Source organism: Geodermatophilus sp. URMC 60, from assembly GCF_053502585.1.
The window spans coordinates 832854-853401 of the sequence record NZ_CP199958.1; the positions used below are offsets into that span (position 1 = coordinate 832854).

18 protein-coding genes are annotated in these 20548 nt (G+C 73.9%); 10 read left to right on the plus strand and 8 right to left on the minus strand.

The genetic code is table 11. The features are described from left to right. Positions 1-352 precede the first annotated feature (352 nt). The 7 genes from murJ (at position 353) to ACWIX3_RS04045 (ending at position 9453) form a co-directional block, all read left to right on the plus strand. The gene (murJ, locus tag ACWIX3_RS04015; RefSeq protein WP_448610791.1) at positions 353-2065 is read left to right on the plus strand and encodes a murein biosynthesis integral membrane protein MurJ; all 1713 of its coding nucleotides are present in this window, start codon (positions 353-355) and stop codon (positions 2063-2065) included. Between the two features lie 68 nt (positions 2066-2133). Further along, positions 2134-3768 carry a hypothetical protein gene (locus tag ACWIX3_RS04020; RefSeq protein ID WP_448610792.1) on the plus strand — a complete coding sequence of 545 codons (1635 nt, stop codon included), beginning with the start codon at positions 2134-2136 and terminating at the stop codon, positions 3766-3768. A 202-nt stretch (positions 3769-3970) separates the two neighbouring features. Further along, complete coding sequence (gene trxB, locus ACWIX3_RS04025) at positions 3971-4981, plus strand: thioredoxin-disulfide reductase (RefSeq protein WP_448610793.1); 1011 nt, start codon at positions 3971-3973, stop codon at positions 4979-4981. Between the two features lie 150 nt (positions 4982-5131). Then, the gene (gene trxA, locus ACWIX3_RS04030) at positions 5132-5458 is read left to right on the plus strand and encodes a thioredoxin (RefSeq protein ID WP_448610794.1); all 327 of its coding nucleotides are present in this window, start codon (positions 5132-5134) and stop codon (positions 5456-5458) included. Between the two features lie 172 nt (positions 5459-5630). Continuing rightward, a complete protein-coding gene (locus tag ACWIX3_RS04035; protein WP_448610795.1) occupies positions 5631-6782 on the plus strand; it encodes an N-acetylmuramoyl-L-alanine amidase in 1152 nt (383 codons plus the stop codon). A gap of 204 nt (positions 6783-6986) precedes the next feature. Then, on the plus strand, positions 6987-8387 hold the full coding sequence (locus ACWIX3_RS04040; protein WP_448610796.1) for an aminotransferase-like domain-containing protein: 1401 nt from the start codon (positions 6987-6989) through the stop codon (positions 8385-8387). Positions 8388-8463: 76 nt separating this feature from the next. Continuing rightward, complete coding sequence (locus tag ACWIX3_RS04045) at positions 8464-9453, plus strand: D-alanine--D-alanine ligase family protein (protein ID WP_448610797.1); 990 nt, start codon at positions 8464-8466, stop codon at positions 9451-9453. Between the two features lie 93 nt (positions 9454-9546). On the opposite strand, the gene ACWIX3_RS04050 is transcribed toward ACWIX3_RS04045, so the two are convergent. The 8 genes from ACWIX3_RS04050 to rpmH all read right to left on the minus strand — a co-directional run bounded on the left by ACWIX3_RS04050 (position 9547) and on the right by rpmH (position 15142). After that, the gene (locus ACWIX3_RS04050) at positions 9547-10602 is read right to left on the minus strand and encodes a ParB/RepB/Spo0J family partition protein (protein WP_448610798.1); all 1056 of its coding nucleotides are present in this window, start codon (positions 10600-10602) and stop codon (positions 9547-9549) included. Between the two features lie 2 nt (positions 10603-10604). After that, entirely contained in the window at positions 10605-11657 is a 1053-nt protein-coding gene (locus tag ACWIX3_RS04055; protein WP_448610799.1) for a ParA family protein, read from the minus strand. Positions 11658-11733: 76 nt separating this feature from the next. Beyond that, positions 11734-12336, minus strand: coding sequence for a 16S rRNA (guanine(527)-N(7))-methyltransferase RsmG (rsmG, locus tag ACWIX3_RS04060; RefSeq protein ID WP_448610800.1), 603 nt, complete (start codon positions 12334-12336; stop codon positions 11734-11736). A gap of 116 nt (positions 12337-12452) precedes the next feature. Continuing rightward, positions 12453-13100 carry a Jag family protein gene (locus tag ACWIX3_RS04065; RefSeq protein WP_448610801.1) on the minus strand — a complete coding sequence of 216 codons (648 nt, stop codon included), beginning with the start codon at positions 13098-13100 and terminating at the stop codon, positions 12453-12455. A gap of 91 nt (positions 13101-13191) precedes the next feature. Next, positions 13192-14304, minus strand: coding sequence for a membrane protein insertase YidC (yidC, locus tag ACWIX3_RS04070; RefSeq protein WP_448610802.1), 1113 nt, complete (start codon positions 14302-14304; stop codon positions 13192-13194). Next, positions 14297-14629 carry a membrane protein insertion efficiency factor YidD gene (gene yidD / locus ACWIX3_RS04075; protein ID WP_448610803.1) on the minus strand — a complete coding sequence of 111 codons (333 nt, stop codon included), beginning with the start codon at positions 14627-14629 and terminating at the stop codon, positions 14297-14299. Before yidD ends, yidC begins: the two co-directional genes overlap by 8 nt. Further along, positions 14626-15003 (minus strand): ribonuclease P protein component, encoded by a 378-nt coding sequence (rnpA, locus tag ACWIX3_RS04080; RefSeq protein WP_448610804.1) that lies wholly within the window; start codon positions 15001-15003, stop codon positions 14626-14628. Before rnpA ends, yidD begins: the two co-directional genes overlap by 4 nt. Position 15004: 1 nt before the next feature. Next, entirely contained in the window at positions 15005-15142 is a 138-nt protein-coding gene (rpmH, locus tag ACWIX3_RS04085) for a 50S ribosomal protein L34 (RefSeq protein ID WP_089305879.1), read from the minus strand. Between the two features lie 591 nt (positions 15143-15733). Between rpmH and dnaA the strand changes: the two genes are divergently transcribed. The 3 genes from dnaA (at position 15734) to gnd (ending at position 20511) form a co-directional block, all read left to right on the plus strand. Next, the gene (gene dnaA / locus ACWIX3_RS04090) at positions 15734-17500 is read left to right on the plus strand and encodes a chromosomal replication initiator protein DnaA (protein WP_448610805.1); all 1767 of its coding nucleotides are present in this window, start codon (positions 15734-15736) and stop codon (positions 17498-17500) included. 748 nt (positions 17501-18248) lie between these two features. After that, positions 18249-19412 (plus strand): DNA polymerase III subunit beta, encoded by a 1164-nt coding sequence (gene dnaN / locus ACWIX3_RS04095; protein ID WP_448610806.1) that lies wholly within the window; start codon positions 18249-18251, stop codon positions 19410-19412. 166 nt (positions 19413-19578) lie between these two features. Continuing rightward, on the plus strand, positions 19579-20511 hold the full coding sequence (gene gnd, locus ACWIX3_RS04100; protein ID WP_448610807.1) for a phosphogluconate dehydrogenase (NAD(+)-dependent, decarboxylating): 933 nt from the start codon (positions 19579-19581) through the stop codon (positions 20509-20511). The last annotated feature ends 37 nt before the right edge of the window (positions 20512-20548 follow it).

A 20548-nucleotide genomic window follows, 5' to 3' on the forward strand; every position in this document is an offset into this window, starting at 1 on the left:
AGCTCACCCATGAGCCCAGCAGCCCCGCTCACGGGTGGCCGAGCGCCGGCGAGGTCGGCCCGTGAGTGACCGACAAGTGGGTGAGCAGCAGCGTCGTCCGCTGCCCCCCGTACCGCCGCCTCCTGCCGCGCCGCGCCCAGCGGCCGCCGACCGTTCCCGGGCACAGGACGACGGCGCCCGGCGCGAGCCGCCGTCGGTCGCCGGTCCGGGGACCCCGCCGGCACGGCCGCTGCCCCCGCCGCCCTACCCCCAGGCGCCTCCCGGGGGACGGTCCTTGCCACCGGTGCCACCGCCGGCGCCGCGCGTCCGCGACCTGCCGCCGGTACCACCACCGCGGCGCGCCTCCCGGTGGGTGCCCGGGCCCGACGACACCCAGCTCATCCCGGTGCTGCCCGCGGTGCCGCGCCGCGTCGACGAGACCGACGAGGAGGTCGAGGCCCGCGAGGGCCGGCCCGGCGCCAGCCGGGGCATCCTGCGCGCCGCCGGCACCATGGCGGTGGCCACGCTCGTCTCCCGCATCACCGGGCTGCTGCGCACGATGGTGCTCACCGCGGCGCTGGGCGTCGGCCTGGTCGGCGACGCCTACAACACCTCGAACACGCTGCCCAACATCGTCTACGAGCTGCTGCTGGGCGGGGTGCTGACCTCGGTCGTCGTCCCCCTGCTCGTGCGGGCACAGGAGCGGGACGACGACGGCGGCGCCGCCTACGCCCAGCGGCTGGCCACGGTCGCGACCACCGGGCTGGTCGTGGTCACCGGCCTGGCGATCCTGGCCGCACCCCTGCTGACCTCGCTGTACGGCCTCGACGGGGACCCCGACCAGTACCGCCTGGCGACCTGGCTGGCCCGCATCCTGCTGGTCGAGATCGTCTTCTACGGGCTGGGCGCCCTGGCGCAGGCGATCCTCAACTCCCGCGGGGTGTTCGGCCCGCCGGCCTGGGCCCCCGTGCTCAACAACGTCGTCGTCATCGCCACCGGGGTGCTGTTCCTCGCCGCCGCCGGCCCCGGGCAGCTCACGCCGGTGACCATCACCGACGGCCAGGTGTGGCTGCTGGGCGTGGGTACCACGCTGGGCATCGCCGTCCAGGCGCTGGTGCTGCTGCCGCTGCTGCGCCGGGCCGGCGTCCCGCTGCGCCCGCGCTGGGGGCTGCGCGGCACCGGGCTGCGCGAGGCGGGCACGCTCGGCCTCTGGGTGATCGGCTACGTGGCGGTCAGCCAGATCGGCGTCGTCGTGGCCACCCGCATCGCCAACGCCGCCGGACGCGAGGGCGGGCTGGGCTCGATCGGCTTCGCCAACGCCAGCCTGCTGTTCCAGATGCCCTACGGGATCATCGGCGTGGCGCTGCTGACCGCGCTGGTGCCGCGGATGAGCCGGGCCGCCGCGCGCGCCGACGTCCCCGGTGTGGTCCGCGACCTCTCCCTCGGCACCCGCCTGTCGGCCCTCGGCCTGCTGCCGGTCAGCGCCGCGCTGACCGTGCTCGGCCCGGCGCTGGCCGTCGTCGCCTTCGCCCGCGGCAACACCGGCGCCGACGAGGCCCGCGCCATCGGCGTCGCGCTCGCCGTGGGGGCGTTCGGGCTGCTGCCGATGGCGGTCACCCTGCTGCAGCTGCGGGTCTTCTACGCCATGAAGGACTCGCGCACCCCCACGCTGATCCAGCTGGGGATGGTCAGCGTCCGGGTGCCGCTGCTGCTGCTCGTGCCGGTCGTCGTCCCGCCGGAGCGGGTGGTGGCCGGGCTGATGCTGGTCACCAGCATCACGTACGTGGCCGGCTGGGTGCTCGGGAACGTCGTCCTGCGCCGCCGGCTCGGGACGCTGGAGAGCCGCGCCACCCTGTCGCCGGTGCTCCGCGTCACCGCGGTGGCGGTCGTCGCCGGCCTGCTCGGCTGGCTGGCGGTGTCCCTGGCCGACGGTGCGCTGGGCCCGTCGGCGGCAGGGTCGCTCGGCACGGTGCTGCTCGGTACCGTGGTCATCGGTGTCACGACCCTGCTCGGGCTCGTGCTCGCCCGCGTCCCCGAGGTCCAGGAGCCCCTGGCGGCCGTCCGGGCGCGGCTGAGGCGCAGGTGAGCAGCGTGGCGCCGCCGCCGGGGCAACCGAGTCGCCGGCACGGAGGGGACAGGGGGCCGGGCGCACCGATGACGTCCACGACCACCGGTCTCCCCGACCGCTACCGCCCGCTCGACGAGGTCGGCCCCACCGAGACCACGGCCACCGGCGTCATCCACTGCTGGCGGGCCAAGGACCGGATCCTCAACCGCGACGTCGCCATCCGGGTGCACACCCCCGGCGGGCCGGCCGCCCGCGAGTGGATCACCCGCGCGCTCACCGCCGGCGGGCTGGCCACCCCCGCGCTGGCCATGGTCTACGACGCCGCCGAGGGCAGCGGGGACGGCGCGGCGCCCGGGGGCGCGGCCTACGTCGTCAACGAGTGGATCGAGGGCCGCACCCTCGCCGAGCGCCTGGCCGAGGGCCCGATGCCCGAGCGGGAGGCGCGCACCGTGCTGCGCCGGCTCGCCGAGGGGGTCGCCGCGGCCCACCGGGTCGGGCTGGCCGTCGGCGGACTCACCCCGGAGACCGTCGTCCTGCGGCCCAACGGCGTGGTGGGGCTGCGGTCGGTACCGGCCGCCAGCGGCAGCGTCCAGGGGGACGTCGCCGCCCTCGGGGAGCTGCTCGAGTACTGCCTCACGGGCCGGCGCCCGGGCACCGGGCCGGCCGGGCGGACGACGGGGATGCCCCCGGACCTCGCCGCGCTGGTGCGCCGCGCCCGCTCCACCGAGCCCGGTGCCGGCCTCTCCAGCGTCGCCGCCATGGCCGCGCTGCTGGCCGAGCGCCCGCGGATCGGGCACACCGCCGACCCGCAGCGCGCCCCGGACGAGTCCGACAGCGGATGGCTGCGCCGGCTGCGCGAGCGCCGCGAGGAGGACCGCGCGGCCGGCGACCGGGACGACGTCGCGGTCGACCCCGCGCCGACCCGGAACGCCTCCGGCAGCGCCCATCCGCCGCTGGACGCCCGTGGCCTGCCGCCCGTCCCCGGCAGCCGGTACGAGGACGACGACGGGGACGACCTGCTGCCGCTGTCGGCCGACCCCGACGACGACGCCGGTGGCGCGGTCCACGCCCGGGACGACGACCCGGCGCAGGAACGGCGGCGGCGCCTGCTCGTGATCGGTCTGCCACTGGCCGCGCTGGCCATCGTGATCGCGCTCGCGGTGTACCTGGGCAACGTGATCTCGCCCGACGACCTCACCGGCGACCAGGCGCCCGTCCCCAGCGCGCCGCCGTCGAGCGCGCCGCCCGCGGAGGAGACGCCCGCGCCCGGCGACGGCCCCGCGCTCTCCATCACCGACGCGAGCGTCTACGACCCCTTCGGCGACGGGAATCCGGACAACCCCGACGAGGTGCCGCTGTCCTTCGACGGCGACCCGTCCACCGCGTGGTCGACGGTGACCTACCGGGGATCGGCGGCGTTCGGCAACCTCAAGGACGGCATCGGCGTCCTCTACGACCTCGGCTCCGAGCAGGCCCTGACCGGCCTCGCCGTCACCGGCACCACCGGCGCGTCCGTGGAGGTCCGGGTCGGCGACCAGCCCGAGGGCGACCTCGACGCCTTCGACGTGGTCGCCGACGGCGAGCTCGGCGACCGGTCCGACCTGTCCTTCGGCGAGCCGGTCACCACCCGCTACGTGCTGCTGTGGCTGACCGCGCTGGCGCCGTCGGACGGCGGCTTCTCCGCCGAGGTCGCCGAGGTCACCCTCACGCCGGCGAGCTGAGGAGGACCACCCTTCCTCCCCACGCCTCGCACGCTCGGCGTGGGTCCCTGGAGGGTGGCCGTTCCGGTGCGTCACCAGGCTCGCGGCGGGACCCTGCAGGGGGGCCGACCGGGTCCGGAACCGGGCCGGCAGTGCCGGCTGACACCCCTCCCGCGGGGGCCTGACCGGGAATGCAGCCCCTACGATCTCCGTTGTGCCGCCCGTGACGACAGAGCACCCGACCCCCGGCCCCGCGGTGACGGCGGAGCACGTGGAGCCCGCGATCCCGCCCGCCGAGCAGGACGGCGTCCGTGACCTGATCATCATCGGGTCGGGTCCGGCCGGGTACACCGCCGCCATCTACGCCGCCCGCGCGAACCTGCACCCGCTGGTGTTCGAGGGCTCGCAGTTCGGCGGCGCGCTGATGACCACCACCGAGGTGGAGAACTTCCCCGGGTTCGCCGAGGGCGTCCAGGGCCCGCAGCTCATGGACGACATGCGCACCCAGGCCGAGCGCTTCGGCGCCGAGCTGGTCGCCCGAGACGTCACCGAGGTCGACCTCACCGCCGAGCCGAAGATCGTCAAGGTCGGCGACGAGGTGCACCGCGCGCACGCGGTGATCGTGGCCACGGGCTCGAAGTACCGGTACCTCGGCCTGGACAACGAGGCCCGGCTGCTCGGCCGTGGCGTCTCGGCCTGCGCCACCTGCGACGGCTTCTTCTTCCGCGACCAGGACATCGTCGTGGTCGGCGGCGGCGACTCGGCGATGGAGGAGGCGACCTTCCTCACCCGCTTCGCCAAGACGGTCACCGTCGTCCACCGGCGGGAGGAGCTGCGCGCCTCCAAGATCATGCAGAAGCGCGCGCAGGACAACGAGAAGATCCGCTGGGCACTGGGCAAGCAGGTCACCGACGTGCTCGGCGACCAGACCGTCTCGGGTGTCCGGCTGACCGACGTCGGCACCGGCGCGACCGAGGAGCTGCCGGTCTCCGGCGTCTTCGTGGCGATCGGGCACGACCCGCGCAGCGAGCTCTTCGTCGGCCAGCTCAAGCTCGACGACGAGGGCTACGTCCAGGTGGAGCACCCCACCACCCGGACCAACATCGAGGGCGTCTTCGCCTGCGGTGACGTGGTCGACCACATCTACCGCCAGGCCATCACCTCGGCGGGCACCGGCGCCGCGGCGGCCATCGACGCCGAGCGCTGGCTGGCCACCGCCTTCGGCGAGCGCTGACGGTCAGGCTCCCGTCCGCCCCACCCTCCGCGAGCGCAGGACGGGGCCTGAGCGGGCATACATCCGCCGCTCGACCGGTTGTCCCCTGACAGACCCACCCGGTCGGAGCCCCTGCGCTCCGACCGTCCACGAGCCACGAGGAGAACGACCATGGCAGGCAACACCGTGACGGTCACCGACGCGACCTTCGCCGACGACGTGCTGGGCAGCGACAAGCCCGTCCTCGTCGACTTCTGGGCCGAGTGGTGCGGACCGTGCAAGATGGTCGCCCCCGTCCTCGAGGAGATCGCCGCCGAGCACGGCGACAGGCTGACGATCGCCAAGCTCAACATCGACGAGAACCCGCAGATCGCGCGCGACTACCAGGTCATGTCGATCCCGACCATGACGGTGTTCCAGGGCGGCAAGCCGGTGAAGAGCATCATCGGCGCCAAGCCGAAGGGCGCGATCCTCTCCGACCTCGCCGACTACCTGTAAGGAGAAGGGCCCTCCTGCCCTCCACCGCTCGCACGCTCGCGGCGGGGCCCTGCAGGAGGGCTGTTCCACCAGGTCGCCTCAGGGCCTCCTCCACCACTGGTGGGGGAGGCCCTCGTGCGTACGGGGACCCCATCAGGCCGGGCGGGCGCCCGGGGACCACAATCGACCCACGATGGGAACCGACAGCAGCATGCAGCCCCTGGGGCCCGGGGACCGTGGCGCCGCGGTGGCCGACGTGCACGCCGCGCTGCGCGCTCTCACCCTCCTGCCGGTGGGAGGTGCCGCTGAGGAGGCATCGCTGGACCAGGCGGTGTACGACCGGGCCACGGAGCTCGCCGTCCGACACTTCCAGCAGGTACGCGGGCTGACCGTCGACGGCCGCGTCGGCGAGGAGACCTACCGCGCCCTGTCCGAGGCCCGCTGGTCGCTCGGTGACCGGCTGCTGCACCACGACCCGGTCCGCCCCATGCGCGGGGACGACGTCACGAACCTGCAGGACCGGCTGCACGAGCTCGGCTACGACGCCGGCCCGGTCGACGGCGTCTTCGGGACGGAGACCGAGGTCGGGCTGCGGGCCTTCCAGCGCGACTACGGCCTGACCTCGGACGGCACCTGCGGGCCGGCCACCCTGCGGGCGCTGCGCCAGCTCGGCCGCAAGGTCATCGGCGGGCGGCCCCAGCTGCTGCGGCAGAGCGCGAGCTTCGTCGAGAGCGGCCCGCACCTCATCGGACGGCGGATCGTCGTCGATCCCGGCCACGGCGGCACCGACCGCGGCAACACCTTCGGGGAGACCACCGAGGCCGACCTGGTGCTCGACCTCGCCTCGCGCATCGAGGGCCGGCTCGCCGCGACCGGCGCCACCGTCTACCTCACCCGTGGCCGCGACCAGGACCCGTCCCCGGCCGAGCGGACGGCGTTCGCCAACGACGCCCGCGCCGACCTGTTCCTCTCGCTGCACACCGACGCACACACCTCCGAGCACGCCCGCGGGGTGGCCAGCTACTACTACGGCACCGGCTCGGGAGCCTCCTCGACCGTGGGCGAGCAGTTCGCCAACCTGGTGCGCCGGGAGGTCGTCGCCCGCACCGGCATGCTCGACCTCGGCTCGCACGCCAAGACCTGGGACCTGCTGCGGATGAGCCGCATGCCCGCCGTCCGGCTCGACGTCGGGTACCTGTCCCACCCGGTCGACCGGCTGCTGCTGCTCGACGCGCGGCTGCGCAGCACCGTCGCCAGCGCCGTCCTCGCCGCCGTCCAGCGGCTGTTCCTGCCCGCGGAGGCCGACCCGCCCACCGGCACCTTCGTGCTCCCCGGGAGAGGGTGAGGGCGGAGCGAGTCGCCGTGCGAGGCGGTTCGAGGGAGTGGGGCCGGAGGCCCCCGCGACGGGAGCCGGGCAGGGCTCGGCGCAGCAGGGGACGGCACGTGGCCGCGGTCCGTCCGGTAGGACGACGGTGTCGGTGTGACGGTTGGGTCCGTCTCGGACCGTGTCCCGGGCGGGGTGGGGCATCCCGGTCCCTACACTCGGTGCGTGGCCGATCTCCAGCCCGGAACACCCCCGGGCCCCGGTGTGCACCACCTCGCTCCGCGCCATCCGCGGCTGGACCCGCTGGCGGACCGGTACGCAGCACGCACGCACGGGATGAAGACCTCGGAGATCCGCGCGCTGTTCTCCGTTGTCAGCCGCCCCGAGGTCGTCTCGCTGGCCGGCGGCATGCCGGCGGTCACCGCGCTGCCGCTGGACGCGGTCGGGTCGATGATCGGCGAGCTGGTGTCCGGGATGGGCGCGCAGACGCTGCAGTACGGCTCCGGCCAGGGCGATCCTCGGCTGCGCGAGCGGATCTGCGACGTCATGGCCCTCGAGGGCATCACCGACGCCTCACCCAGCGAGGTCGTCGTCACCGTCGGCTCCCAGCAGGGGCTGGACCTGGTGACCCGCGTCTTCTGCGACCCCGGCGACCTCATCCTCGCCGAGGGACCCTCCTACGTCGGCGCGCTGGGCGTCTTCCAGGCGGCCGAGGCGCGCGTCCGGCACGTCCCGATGGACGACGACGGGCTGATCCCCGAGGCGCTGGAGCAGGCGCTGCTCGAGTGCCGGGCCGCCGGCGACCGGGTGAAGTTCCTCTACACCGTGCCGAACTACCACAACCCGGCCGGCGTCACGCTGTCCGAGCCGCGGCGGCAGGCGGTCATGGAGATCGCCGAGCGCTACGACCTGCTCGTCATCGAGGACAACCCCTACGGCCTGCTCGGCTTCGACCGCGAGCCGATGCGCGCGCTGCGGGCGCGGGACGACCGGCGGGTCATCTACCTCGGCTCGTTCTCCAAGACCTTCTCGCCCGGCCTCCGGGTCGGCTGGGTCCTCGCCCCGCTCGCCGTCCGCGAGAAGCTGGTGCTGGCCACCGAGGCGCAGGTGCTCTGCCCGCCCTCGTTGACCCAGTACGCCGTCGCCCGCTACCTGGACACCCAGCCGTGGCGGGAGCAGATCAAGCACTTCGTCGAGCTCTACCGGGAGCGGCGGGACGCCACCCTCGAGTCGCTCGAGGCGCTGATGCCCGCGGGCACCACGTGGACCCGGCCCGACGGCGGCTTCTACGTGTGGCTGAAGCTGCCGCACGGGCTGGACGCCAAGCTCATGCAGCCCCGCGCGGTCAACGCGCACGTGGCCTACGTCCCCGGCATCGGCTTCTACGCCGACGGGTCGGGCCAGGAGTTCATGCGGCTCTCCTACTGCTACCCGGAGCCGGACCAGATCCGCGAGGGGGTCCGGCGGCTGGCCCGCGTCATCGAGGCCGAGCTGGACCTGCACTCCACCTTCGACGCTGTGGACACCGGTACCTTCCGGGCCGTCCCCGGGCCGCACGGTGGAGAGGGGCCGGGTGCCGGGACCATCGTCGGCCCGGCCAACAGCGACCGATACGAGGACCGCTGATGACCGGGCTCGCGAGGTCATCGAGGGACACGGCACCGTCGGTCGCGAAGGCGACGAGCGCCAGCGAGGAGTCGAAGTGACCGAGCCCGCGCCCGCACCCGGACCGCAGGCCGCGGCACACCCGCTGCGCGCCGTCGTCCTCGCCGGCGGCCTGAACGTCGAGCGGGAGGTCAGCCTCTCCTCGGGGACCCAGGTGGCCGAGGAGCTCGCCCGCGCCGGCGTGGAGGCCGAGCTGCGCGACGCCGACGCCGAGCTGCTGCCCGGCCTCGCCGCCGCCCCTGCGGACGCCGTCTTCATCGCGCTGCACGGCGCCACGGGGGAGGACGGTGCGCTGCGGGCGGTGCTCGACCTGGCCGGCGTCCGCTACGTCGGGTCCCCGGCCGCGGCCTGCCGGCTGGCCTGGGACAAGCCGGCGGCGAAGTCCGTCGTCCGCTCCGCCGGGGTGACCACGCCCGACTGGGTGGCCCTGCCGCACAGCACCTTCCGGGAGCTGGGCGCCGGTGCGGTGCTGGACCTGATCGTCGCCCGGCTGGGTCTGCCGCTGATGGTCAAGCCTGCCTCGGGCGGCTCGGCGCTGGGCGTGCAGAAGGTCAGCCGGGTCGAGGACCTGCCCGCCGCCATGGTCAGCTGCTTCGCCTACGGCGACACCGTGATGGTGGAGCGCTACGTCGACGGCGTGGAGCTGGCGCTGTCGGTGGTCGACCTCGGCGACGGCCCGGAGGCGCTGCCGGCCGTCGAGATCGCCCCGGAGTCCGGCGTCTTCGACTACACCGCTCGCTACACCCCAGGCCTCACCGAGTACCACTCGCCGGCGCGTGTGTCGGCCGAGGTGGCGGCGCGGGCGGCGGAGATCGCCGTCCGGGTGCACCAGGTGCTCGGCCTGGCCGACCTCTCCCGGACCGACGCGATCGTCACCCCGGACGGCGCGGTGCACTTCCTCGAGGTGAACGTCTCGCCCGGGCTGACCGAGACCTCGATGTTCCCGATGGCGGTCGAGGCGGCCGGCTCCTCGCTGGGCGACGTCCTCGCCCGGCTGCTGACCCGGCGGGCCACCACCGCCCGCTGAAGAAGGACCCTCCTGCCCCCGCCAGGGGGCCACACCCGTCGCTCGACGCAGAGGCCCGGTTCCGTCCGTGACGGAACCGGGCCTCTGCGTCGATCACTCCTCGGGACGGCGTCCGCTGATGTCCGGGGCCATCTGGCCGATGATGCGCTGCAGGTCGTCGACCGAACCGAACTCGACGACGATGCGCCCCTTCGCACGGCCGATCTGGATCTTCACCTTGGTCTCGAAGGCGTCGGAGAGCCGGCCGGCGAGGTCCTCGACGCCTGGCGCGGTGATCCGCCGCGGCCGGCGCTTGGCGGCCGGCTGCTCGGCGACGGCCGTCGCGACCGCCTCCTCGGTGGCCCGCACCGACATCCCCTCCGCGACGATGCGTGCGGCCAGCGCCTCCTGCTTCTCAGCGTCGGGCAGTCCGAGCAGCGCCCGGGCGTGACCGGCCGAGATGACGCCGGCGGCGACGCGGGTCTGCACCTTCACCGGGAGCTTGAGCAGCCGGATGGTGTTGGTGACCTGCGAGCGGCTGCGGCCGATCTTGGTGGCCAGCTCCTCATGCGTGGCGCCGAACTCCTCGAGCAGCTGCTGGTAGGCCGCGGCCTCCTCCAGCGGGTTGAGCTGGACCCGGTGGATGTTCTCCAGCAGGGCGTCGCGCAGCAGCGCGTCGTCCGTGGTGTCCCGGATGATCGCCGGCACGAACTTCAGGTCGGCGGCACGGGCGGCACGCAGCCTGCGCTCGCCCATGATCAGCTCGTAGCCGCCCTCGGGACGCTCGCGGACGACGATCGGCTGCAGCAGGCCGAACTCGCGCACGGAGTACGTGAGCTCCTCCAGCGCCTCGTCGTCGAAGACCTGACGGGGCTGCTTGGGGTTGGGGACGACGTCGACCACCGCGACCTCGCGCAGCTGCGCGCCGGGGACGCCGATCGCGGCCACTCCTGCTGACGACGCGGCCTGCGCGGCCACCGTGGCCGCGGCCTGGGCCGCCGGGGGGAGCAGGTGGACCGGGGGAGCAGGGGGCGCGGCCGGTGCGGCCTCGCGGTCGGCCGCCTGACCGGCGCCGTCATCCGCTGCGGGCAGCGGGGCCTGCTCCTCCTCCGGGGCACTGGTGGGGATCAGCGCCGCCAGCCCGCGGCCCAGACCGCCACGCTTGCTCATGCTCACTCCTCGGAGGACGGGGGGACGGGGACGGTTGCCGCGTCGGTGTCGGGGAACGCCGCCCCCAGGGGCGCGGCGACGGGGGTGCCGGGTGTCGGGCGGGAGGGCAGCGGCGGGAGGGAGACGCCGCGACGGGCCAGCTCGCGGGCGGCCTCCACGTAGCTCGTTGAGCCGCGGGAGCCGGGGTCGTAGGTGACCACGGACTGCCCGTAGCCCGGAGCTTCCGAGACTCGCACGTTCCGTGGGATGACGGTGTCCAGCACCAGGCTGCCGAAGTGGTTGCGCACCTCCTCGGCGACCTGGTCGGCGAGCTTGGTCCGCCCGTCGTACATCGTGAGCAGGATCGTCCGGACGGCGATCCCCGGGTTGAGGTGCCGGCGGACCAGGTCGATGTTGTTGAGCAGCTGTCCCAGGCCCTCCAGCGCGTAGTACTCGCACTGGATGGGGATGAGCACCTCGTCGCCGGCCACGAGGGCGTTGAGCGTCAGCAGCCCCAGGGACGGCGGGCAGTCGATGAGCACGTAGTGGGGGCGCTGCTCCGGCGGGAGCTCCTGGAGGTAGGTCTCGATCGCCCGGCGCAGCCGGTACTCGCGGGCGACGACCGAGACCAGCTCGATCTCCGCACCGGCCAGGTCGATGGTCGCCGGCACGCAGGAGAGCAGCGGCGTGGCCGTCGTCGGGTGCACCACCTCGGCCAGCGAACTGTCGCCGACCAGGGCGTCGTAGACCGACGGCGTCCCGACGCTGTGGTCCACGCCGAGGGCCGTGCTGGTGTTGCCCTGCGGGTCGAGGTCGATCACCAGCGTCCGCAGGCCGTACAGCGCCAGGGCGACCCCGAGGTTGACCGACGAGGTGGTCTTGCCGACGCCGCCCTTCTGGTTGGCGATGGTGATGACCCGGATGCGGCCCGGTGCGGGGAACGGCTCCTGGTCGGCTGCGTGCAGGACCTGGGTGGCCCGCAGCGCCTCCATCGCGATGGGGCTGTCGAACTCGACGGCGGAGGCCGACTGCTCGGCCGTGAGACTGCTCCGCAGCCGCTGGCCCGGGTCGGTCATCTCAGGTCCTTCCTGCCGGTCCGTTTCACGTGGAACGGACGCGGGAAGTCGTACGGGGTTCCACGTGGAACGCGCATCACCGCGTCCCTCGCGTCATCACCACCACGGTAGTGGCAGCCTCCCCCAGCCCCGCACCGACAGCCCGGGCGTGGATCTCGCGCATCCCGGCCGCCTCCAGTTCGGGGACCAGCGACGGGAGCTCCTCCAGGGCGCGGGACCCGACGAGGGCGACCACCTGGGCGCCGGGCCGCAGCAGCCCGCGGCACCACGACACCAGCCGGGGGAGTGCGGCGACGGCCCGCGCCGTGACGACGTCCACCGGCCCGACCGCGGCGCGCACCGACCGCTCCTCGGCCCGGCCGCGCACGACGCGCCAGGGGGCCCCGAGCTCGGCGACGACCTCCTCCAGGAACTCGACCCGGCGGGCCATCGGCTCGAGCAGGGTGATCCGGAGGTCCGGCCGGGCCAGTGCCAGCGGGATGCCGGGCAGGCCGGCGCCGCTGCCGACGTCGACCACCCGTGCCCCGGGTGGGACGGCGTCGGCGACCGCGGCGCTGTTGAGGACGTGTCGCTCCCACAGGCGGGGCACCTCCCGCGGGCCGATCAGCCCGCGGGTGACGCCGTCGGTGGCCAGCCGGGCGACATAGCGCTCGGCGTCGGCCAGGCCCGCCCCGAACACCGACCGGGCGACCTCCGGGGCCGGTGGGACGGCTGGGGTGCCTGCGCCGGGAGTGGTGGTGCCACTCCCGTTCGTCGGCCCGGATCGCGGTGCTGGTGGGTCCCCGGGGAGCTCGCTCACCTGTCCGGCAGGACCACGACGCGGCGGTTGGGCTCCTCGCCCTCGGACTCGCTGTGCACGCCGGCGACCCCGGCGATGACGTCGTGCACGACCTTGCGCTCGAACGGGTTCATCGCCGAGAGCCGCTCCGGCTGGCCGCTGCTCGCCACACGGCGGGCGGTCTCGGCCGCCAGCGAGGTCAGGTCGGCGCGGCGCCGGGCGCGGAACCCGCTGATGTCGAGCATGAGGCGGCTGCGGACGCCGGTGGACTGGGCGACGGCCAGCCGGGTGAGCTCCTGCAGTGCCTCGAGCACGGCGCCGTCGGGGCCCACGAGGTCCTTGAGCTCGCCGCCGACGATGGCGACCGAGGCCCGGTCGCCCTCGACGTCGAGGTCGATGTCGCCGTCCACGTCGAGGATGTCGAGCAGCCGCTCGAGGTAGTCGCCGGCGACGTCGCCCTCACGGACCAGCAGGTCGTCGGCACCCGTGTCGTCCTCGGTCACGTCCACCGGCTCGACGGTCGCGTCGGCGCCGTCGGCGTCCGGGTCGGGCAGGTCGGGCTGCGCCGGGACCCCGGCGTCGGTGGGCACGGGGCTCAGGACCGCGCCGGACGTGGCTTCGCTGACGGGGCCGGCCGGCTCGGTGGGGTGCTGTGGGGCGCTCATGGCGTGTCCTCCAGTCGGTGCGGGCGTCCGGGGTCGACCCCGGTGGTCGGTCGCCGGCGCGGGCGCCCGCAGGGGCGCCGCGCGCGCCGGTTCAGCGGCGCTTGCGCTTGCCGCGGTTGGCCGGTCCCTGGCTGCCGCGCCCGTTCCCGCTGCGCGGACGTCCTCCCGAGGAGCGAGCGGCGGACGACCCGTCGGAGCTCGCGGCCGTGGCGCCGGTCGGGGTGGGGGTGTCATCAGCAGCGGTGTCGTCGGCAGCGGAGGCGCCGGTCGGGTTCGCGGTGTCGACCGTCGACCCCGGAGCCGCCGTGCGGCCGCTCTTGGGCCGGACCGGCTTGGCACCGGGGCGCGGGGCCAGCGTCTTCGGGTCGACGGCTGGCTTCTCCGCGGCGGCCTTGGCCTTGGCGGCGTCGGAGCCGGGCGGCGGCATCTTGCGCAGGATGAAGAACTGCTGGCCCAGCGTCCACAGGTTGTTCGTGAACCAGTAGAGGAGGACGCCGATGGGGAAGAGGAAGCCGGAGACCAGCAGGCCGATCGGCATGACGTAGAGCAGCATCTTCTGCACCATCGCGGCCTGGCCCTCGACCGGCCCGGAGCGCCGCATGATCTGCTTCTGCGTGAAGTAGGTCGTGAAGCTCATGATCAGGATGAGCACGAACGCGACGACCCGGATCTGGGTGTAGTCGCCGGTGATCCCGAGGATCGCCTCTTCCTTGGCCCCGCTCATGAAGAACGACGACGAGATCGGTGCTCCGAAGAACGGTGCCCGCGCGGCCTCGTCGGTGAGCCGGTCGTCCCAGCTGTAGAGGCCCTGCGCGTCCGGAGCCAGCCGCCGCAGCACGTGGAAGAGCGACAGGAAGATCGGGATCTGCGGCAGGATCGGCAGGCAGCCCGCCAGTGGGCTGACGTTCCGCTCCTTCTGCAGCTTCTGCATGGCGACGGCGAAGCCCTGCCGGTCGCTGCCGTACTGCTTGCGCAGGCGCGAGATCTCCGGCTGCAGCTCCTGCATCGCCCGCTGCGACTTGACCTGCTTGACGAAGAGCGGGAAGAGGATCACCCGGACGGTGACGACGAGGAAGACGATCGACAGCGCCCAGGCCAGACCCGACAGCCCCGTCCCCGCCTCCGGGTCCTCGAAGACGAGGCTCCACAGCGAGTGCCACCGGGCCAGGACCCACGAGATGGCGGTGTACAGCCAGTCAAGCACGGGGGGACTCCTCCTGCGGGGCCCGGCGGGGTGCCGACGGGACGGGTCGATCGGTTCCGGGTGGGGGCGTGCGGGCCGGCGGCACCAGGTCGAGGCCACCAGGGTGCCAGGGCGCGCACTTCAGCAGCCGCCGCAGGGCCAGCCAGCTCCCGCGCCCCGCGCCGTGGACGGTGATCGCCTCCGCGGCGTAGGCACTGCAGGTCGGCTGGAAGCGGCACCGCGGCGGGAAGGCCGGGCTGATGGCCCGCTGGTAGAAGCCGACGGCGGCCAGCAGCGCCCGGGCGACCGGACGTCCGTCGCGGGCGGCCGGCGGGTCGGCGGTCACGGCGTGCGGACCCGGAGGACGCGGTCGAGCCCGGCGGCGAGGTCGCGACGCAGGTCCGCCGAGCTGGCGGCGGCCGCCTCCGGCCGGGCGCGGACCACCAGGTCCGCGGTGGGGGGCAGGCGGTGGAGCTGGTCGAGCACCACCGCACGCAGCCGCCGGGTCACACGGTGACGGACGACCGAGTTCCCCACGGTCCGGCCCACCACGAAGCCGGCCCGTGGACCGCCGACCGCCCCGGCGTCGCCGGGGGTCGGGGTCACGGGCCGTTCGGGGAGGTAGTGGAGCACCATGGTCGGCCGTCCGGCACGCCTGCCGGACCGGACGACCGCGGTGAACTCCGGACGCCGGCGCAGGCGTGCCTGCGCGGGCAGCACCTCAGGCGGAAAGCTTCTCGCGACCCTTGCGCCGACGGCCGGCGATGATCGCCCGGCCCGCGCGGGTGCGCATCCGCAGCCGGAAGCCGTGGGTCTTGGACCGGCGGCGGTTGTTCGGCTGGAACGTGCGCTTGCTCACGAGGTACTCCCACTACACGACATCGACGGGGGCGTGCCCACCGGCAGGCGGGCGCGCGCGACAGGGACGGGCACACGGCGCGAGCCGCCTCCCCGTCCACGGATCTCTCGCCAGCATAGCCGAGGGAACGCGGGGACCGGTGGCCTGGCCGGACGCCGACTCCCCAGGGTCCCCCAGCGGTGGGCGGGACGGGCGGTGCCGCGCCGCGGACGGTCGGCGACACGCCACGCGGCGCGCCGCTGGGCGCTCCCGGGCTCGTTGCCGGGCTGTGGACGGGGCTGTTAGCGTCGCCGTCGCTCCACACCGGACACCGACGTCCGGCGCAGGGGCCGCCCCGCTGGTGCCGACCGACCACCACGCACTCCGGAGAACCCCGACTACTCCCTTCTGACCAGCGACGATGCCCCACCCCGGCGACACGCACGGGAGACGGTGCGCCTGCGTCGCCGATCGTGCACAGCCTGTGGACACCGGTGTGGACTCCGTGTGTCCGGATGTCCACAGTGGGGGACCGACCGGGGGGCGACGAACCCGGGGACGGGCGGCCGCGGCGGGGGCCGATGACACACGGGAACCTGGGAGGACGAGGCCATGGCCGATGCCACGGTGGACCTGGCGACGGTCTGGGACCAGATCCGCGAGCGGCTGGCGACGAGCCTGTCCCCGCAGCAGAACGCGATGCTCAACCTGACGCGCCCGGTGGGTGTGTTCGAGGACACCGCGGTGCTGTCGGCGCCCAACGAGTTCACCCAGACCGTGCTCGAGTCCCGGATGCGCCGCGTGCTGGCCGAGGCGCTGTCGGAGCACCTCGGCCGGGACATCCGCGTCGCCGTCCAGGTGGAGGACAGCCCGGTCCGGCCGCCGGCCGCGCCTGCGCCCGAGGTGCCGACCCGCCGTCCCTGGTCGGTGGTCGAGGCGCAGCGCGCCGAGGAGGACCGGGAGACCCGCGACCGCGCCGACGACGGGCGCAGTGCGTTCGGTGTGCGCGCCGACGTCCGGCCGGCGTGGGAGGACGGCGGGGCGACTGCTCCCGACGCCCGCCCGGCCGAGCGCGACGCCGGGGAGTGGTCCCCCACCGACTGGAGCCCGCCGGCACGTCGCCCGGCCGCCCGCGGCACCCGTGCGGCCGACCGCGACTGGGGCGGCACCGACCTCGACGAGGACGGCGTGGCCGTGCTGCCGTTCGAGCTCGACACCGGCGACGACGTCGGCGGTGCACCCGAGCCGCCCGCGCCACCGTCCCGCGGCCGGCGCGGCGGGTCCCGCGGCGGCGGGGACGCCGTCCCGCTGTTCGGTGACCGCCGGGCCCCGGCCGGTGCCCAGGACCCGGGGCTGAACCCCAAGTACGTCTTCGACAGTTTCGTCATCGGCAACAGCAACCGGTTCGCCCACGCCGCCGCCGTCGCGGTCGCCGAGGCACCGGCGCGGGCTTACAACCCGCTGTTCATCTACGGCGACTCCGGGCTGGGCAAGACGCATCTGCTGCACGCCATCGGCCACTACGCGGCGCGGATGTTCCCCAACGTGCGGGTCCGCTACGTGAGCACCGAGGAGTTCACCAACGAGTTCATCAACCTGGTGCACTCCGGCCGGGCCGAGGACTTCCGCCGCCGCTACCGGGACATCGACTTCCTGCTCATCGACGACATCCAGTTCCTGGAGCGCGCCGAGCGGACGCAGGAGGAGTTCTTCCACACCTTCAACACGCTGCACAACGCCAGCAAGCAGATCGTCATCACCTCCGACCGCGCGCCGAAGAAGCTGACGACGCTGGAGGACCGGCTGCGCACGCGGTTCGAGTGGGGGCTGATCACCGACGTCCAGGCGCCGGACCTCGAGACCCGCATCGCCATCCTGCGCAAGAAGGCCTACGGCGAGCGGCTGCAGGTGCCCGACCCGGTGCTGGAGTTCATCGCCAGCAAGGTGCAGACCAACATCCGCGAGCTCGAGGGCGCGCTGATCCGGGTCACCGCCTTCGCCAGCCTCAACAAGCAGCAGGTCGACCTGCCGCTGGCCGAGCTGGTGCTCAAGGACCTGATCAGCGACGAGCAGGGCCCCCAGATCACCGCCGCGATCATCATGGCCGCCACGGCCGAGTACTTCTCCGTGACGATGGAGGAGCTGCAGGGCTCCAACCGGAGCCGCACGCTGGTCAACGCCCGCCAGATCGCGATGTACCTGTGCCGTGAGCTCACCGAGTTGTCCCTGCCGCGGATCGGGGCCTCCTTCGGCGGCAAGGACCACACCACGGTGATGCACGCCGTCAAGAAGATCACCAACCTGATGAGCGAGCGCCGGGCGACCTACACACAGGTCACCGAGCTGACCGCCCGGATCAAGAGCCGCGCACGCTCCTGACACCCGTCCCGTCCGGTCGTCCCCGCGGGGATGGCCGCAGTGGATCGCGTGGACAGCGGCCCTCGGTCGTCCACCCTCCGTGTCCCCGTCGGGTCGCTCGCTGTCCACAGCGCTGTGGGTCCGGATGTGGGCGTCGCCCCCGCTCCGGGCGTGCTGCGCAGGTCACCCGTACCGGTGACCGTTGTCGACTCGTGGACGAGTTGTCCCCAGCGATGTGCACAGGTTGGGGAGATCTCTCCTCGCCCGGTCACGAGCGGTCACGACGTGCCCGGGACGCCCACCGCGCCGTCCACGCCTGGGGATTCGCCTGGGGACTGCCCTGACCTGCGGGTTCACCCGGCGCAAGGCGCTGGACGCCGGTCGCCACGACCCCGGGCGCCCGGCCCTGGGTACGGACTGGGGACGGACGCTGGGGGAAGCAGGGGACAGGACGTGGAGAGACGGCGGCCGGTGTGGGTGACCGTCGAGATGTCCACGTGTCGACACGGGAGTCCGCCGGTCGCCCCACAGCGGGTCAACACGTCGACTCGGGCGCTGAGCAGGGCCGACGTCCTCGATCCCCAGGATCCACACCGGTGATGACGAAGATGAGGGAGATAGATCGGGTCTTCTCGAACCACACTCTGGGTGGGGACGCTGCGCTGGGAGTGACCTGATCGAGGACAGCAGTTACCTCGATGTCCCCCCTAGAGGGCACGATGAGCACCGCACCACGAGGACATCGACGACAGCTGGGGTGGATCAGGTCATGAAGTTCCGGGTGGCACGTGAGGTGCTCGCCGATGCCGTCGCGTGGACGGCGCGAAGCCTGCCGCCACGGCCGTCGGTGCCGGTGCTGGCCGGGATCCTGCTCGAGGTCGACGGGAGCCAGCTGTCGGTGTCCGGCTTCGACTACGAGGTCTCCGCCCGTGCGGAGGTCGACGTGCAGGCCTCCGAGAGCGGCCGGGTTCTGGTGCCCGGTCGGCTGCTCGCCGAGATCACCCGCGCGCTGCCGCCGCACCCGGTCGACCTCACCGCCGAGGGTCCGCGCCTGTCCATCTCCTGTGGCAACGCGCGCTTCAGCCTGCCGACGCTGCCGGTCGAGGACTACCCGTCCCTGCCGTCCATGCCGTCGTCGGCCGGCGTCGTCGACAGCGACGTCTTCGCCGAGGCCGTCGGTCAGGTGGCGGTGGCCGCCGGGCGTGACGACACCCTGCCGATGCTGACCGGCGTCCGGCTGGAGATCGAGGACGACCTGGTGACGCTGGCGGCCACCGACCGCTACCGCCTCGCCGTCCGCGAGTTCGCCTGGCGGCCGGAGACCCCGGGCCTGACCGCGGCGGTGCTGGTGCCCGCGCGCACGCTGGCCGACGCGGCGAAGACGCTGACCAGCGGGCCGGAGATCACCCTGTCGCTGTCCTCGGGCGGCTCCGGGGAGGGCATCCTCGGCCTCTCCGGCAAGGACCGGCAGACCACGACCCGGCTGCTGGACGCCGAGTTCGTCAAGTACCGGGCGATCATGCCCACCGAGTCGGCCAGCAACGCCACGCTGCCGGTCGGGATGTTCACCGACGCCGCCAAGCGCGTCGCGCTGGTCGCCGAGCGGGGCACGCCGCTGCGCTGCGAGTTCACCCCTGGCCAGGTCACCCTGCGCGCCGGCGGCACCGACGACGAGGGCCAGGCCGAGGAGCGCTGCGACGTCGAGTTCGAGGGCGGGCCGCTGACCATCGGCTTCAACCCGACGTTCCTGCTCGACGGGCTGGCCGCGGTGCACACGCCGCGGGCGCGCATGGACTTCACCAGCCCGCTGAAGCCCGCCGTCCTCTCCGGGGTCCCGGAGCCCGCGGCCGACGACGACGAGGCGGCGACCCGCCCGGCCGAGCGGCCGGGCAGCTACCGCTACTTGATCATGCCGGTGCGGCTGCCGGGCTGACGGAGGACCCTGCGGCCCCCACCGCTCGCAGGCTCGCGGCGGGGCCCCTGCCGCAGGGCCGCCCCGAGCTGGCGAGGGGTAGGAGAACGAGGTCCTCTGACTGCAGGGAGGCCGCCGGGCGGGCACGATGGCGGGCGCAGACGACCGACGAGGAGAGGACTGCGTCGTGCAGCTGGGGCTGATCGGGCTGGGCAAGATGGGCGGGAACATGGCCGAGCGGCTGCGCCGCGCCGGTCACGAGGTCGTCGGGTTCGACCACCACCCGGAGAAGCGGGACGTCGACAGCCTGCCGGCGCTGGTCGAGGCGCTCGACGCGCCGCGGGTGGTTTGGGTGATGGTCCCCGCCGGTGAGCCGACGAAGGCGACGGTCAAGGAGCTGGCCGGGCTGCTCGAGCCCGGTGACGTGATCGTCGACGGCGGCAACTCCAAGTTCACCGACGACCAGGTCCACGACGTGATGTGCCGCGAGAAGGGCGTCGGCTACGTCGACGCCGGCGTCTCCGGCGGGGTGTGGGGCCTGGAGAACGGCTACGCGCTGATGGTGGGCGGCACCAAGGAGGACGTCGCCAAGGTGCAGCCGGTCTTCGACGCGCTCAAGCCGCCGTCGCCGAAGGACGAGTCCGGTCAGGAGCTGCCGGGCGCGGGCTTCGTGCACGCCGGGCCGGTGGGCGCCGGGCACTTCTCCAAGATGGTCCACAACGGCATCGAGTACGCGATGATGCAGGCCTACGGCGAGGGCTACGAGCTGCTGGCCGCCGTCGACCTGATCGAGGACGTCCCCGGCGTCGTGAAGTCCTGGACCCAGGGCACCGTCATCCGCTCCTGGCTGCTGGACCTGCTGGTGCGTGCGCTCGAGGAGGACCCGGCCCTCGAGAAGATCAGCGGCTACGCCGAGGACTCCGGCGAGGGCCGGTGGACCGTCGAGCAGGCCATCGAGAACGCCGTCCCCATGCCGGCCATCTCGGCGTCCCTGTTCGCCCGCTTCTCCTCCCGGCAGGACGACTCGCCGACGATGAAGGCCGTCGCCGCGCTGCGCCAGCAGTTCGGCGGCCACGCGGTGCACGCCGTCCGCGAGCAGGAGGTCGAGCGCCCCGCATGAGAAAGGACCCCCCTGCTCCCCACCACTCGCAGGCTCG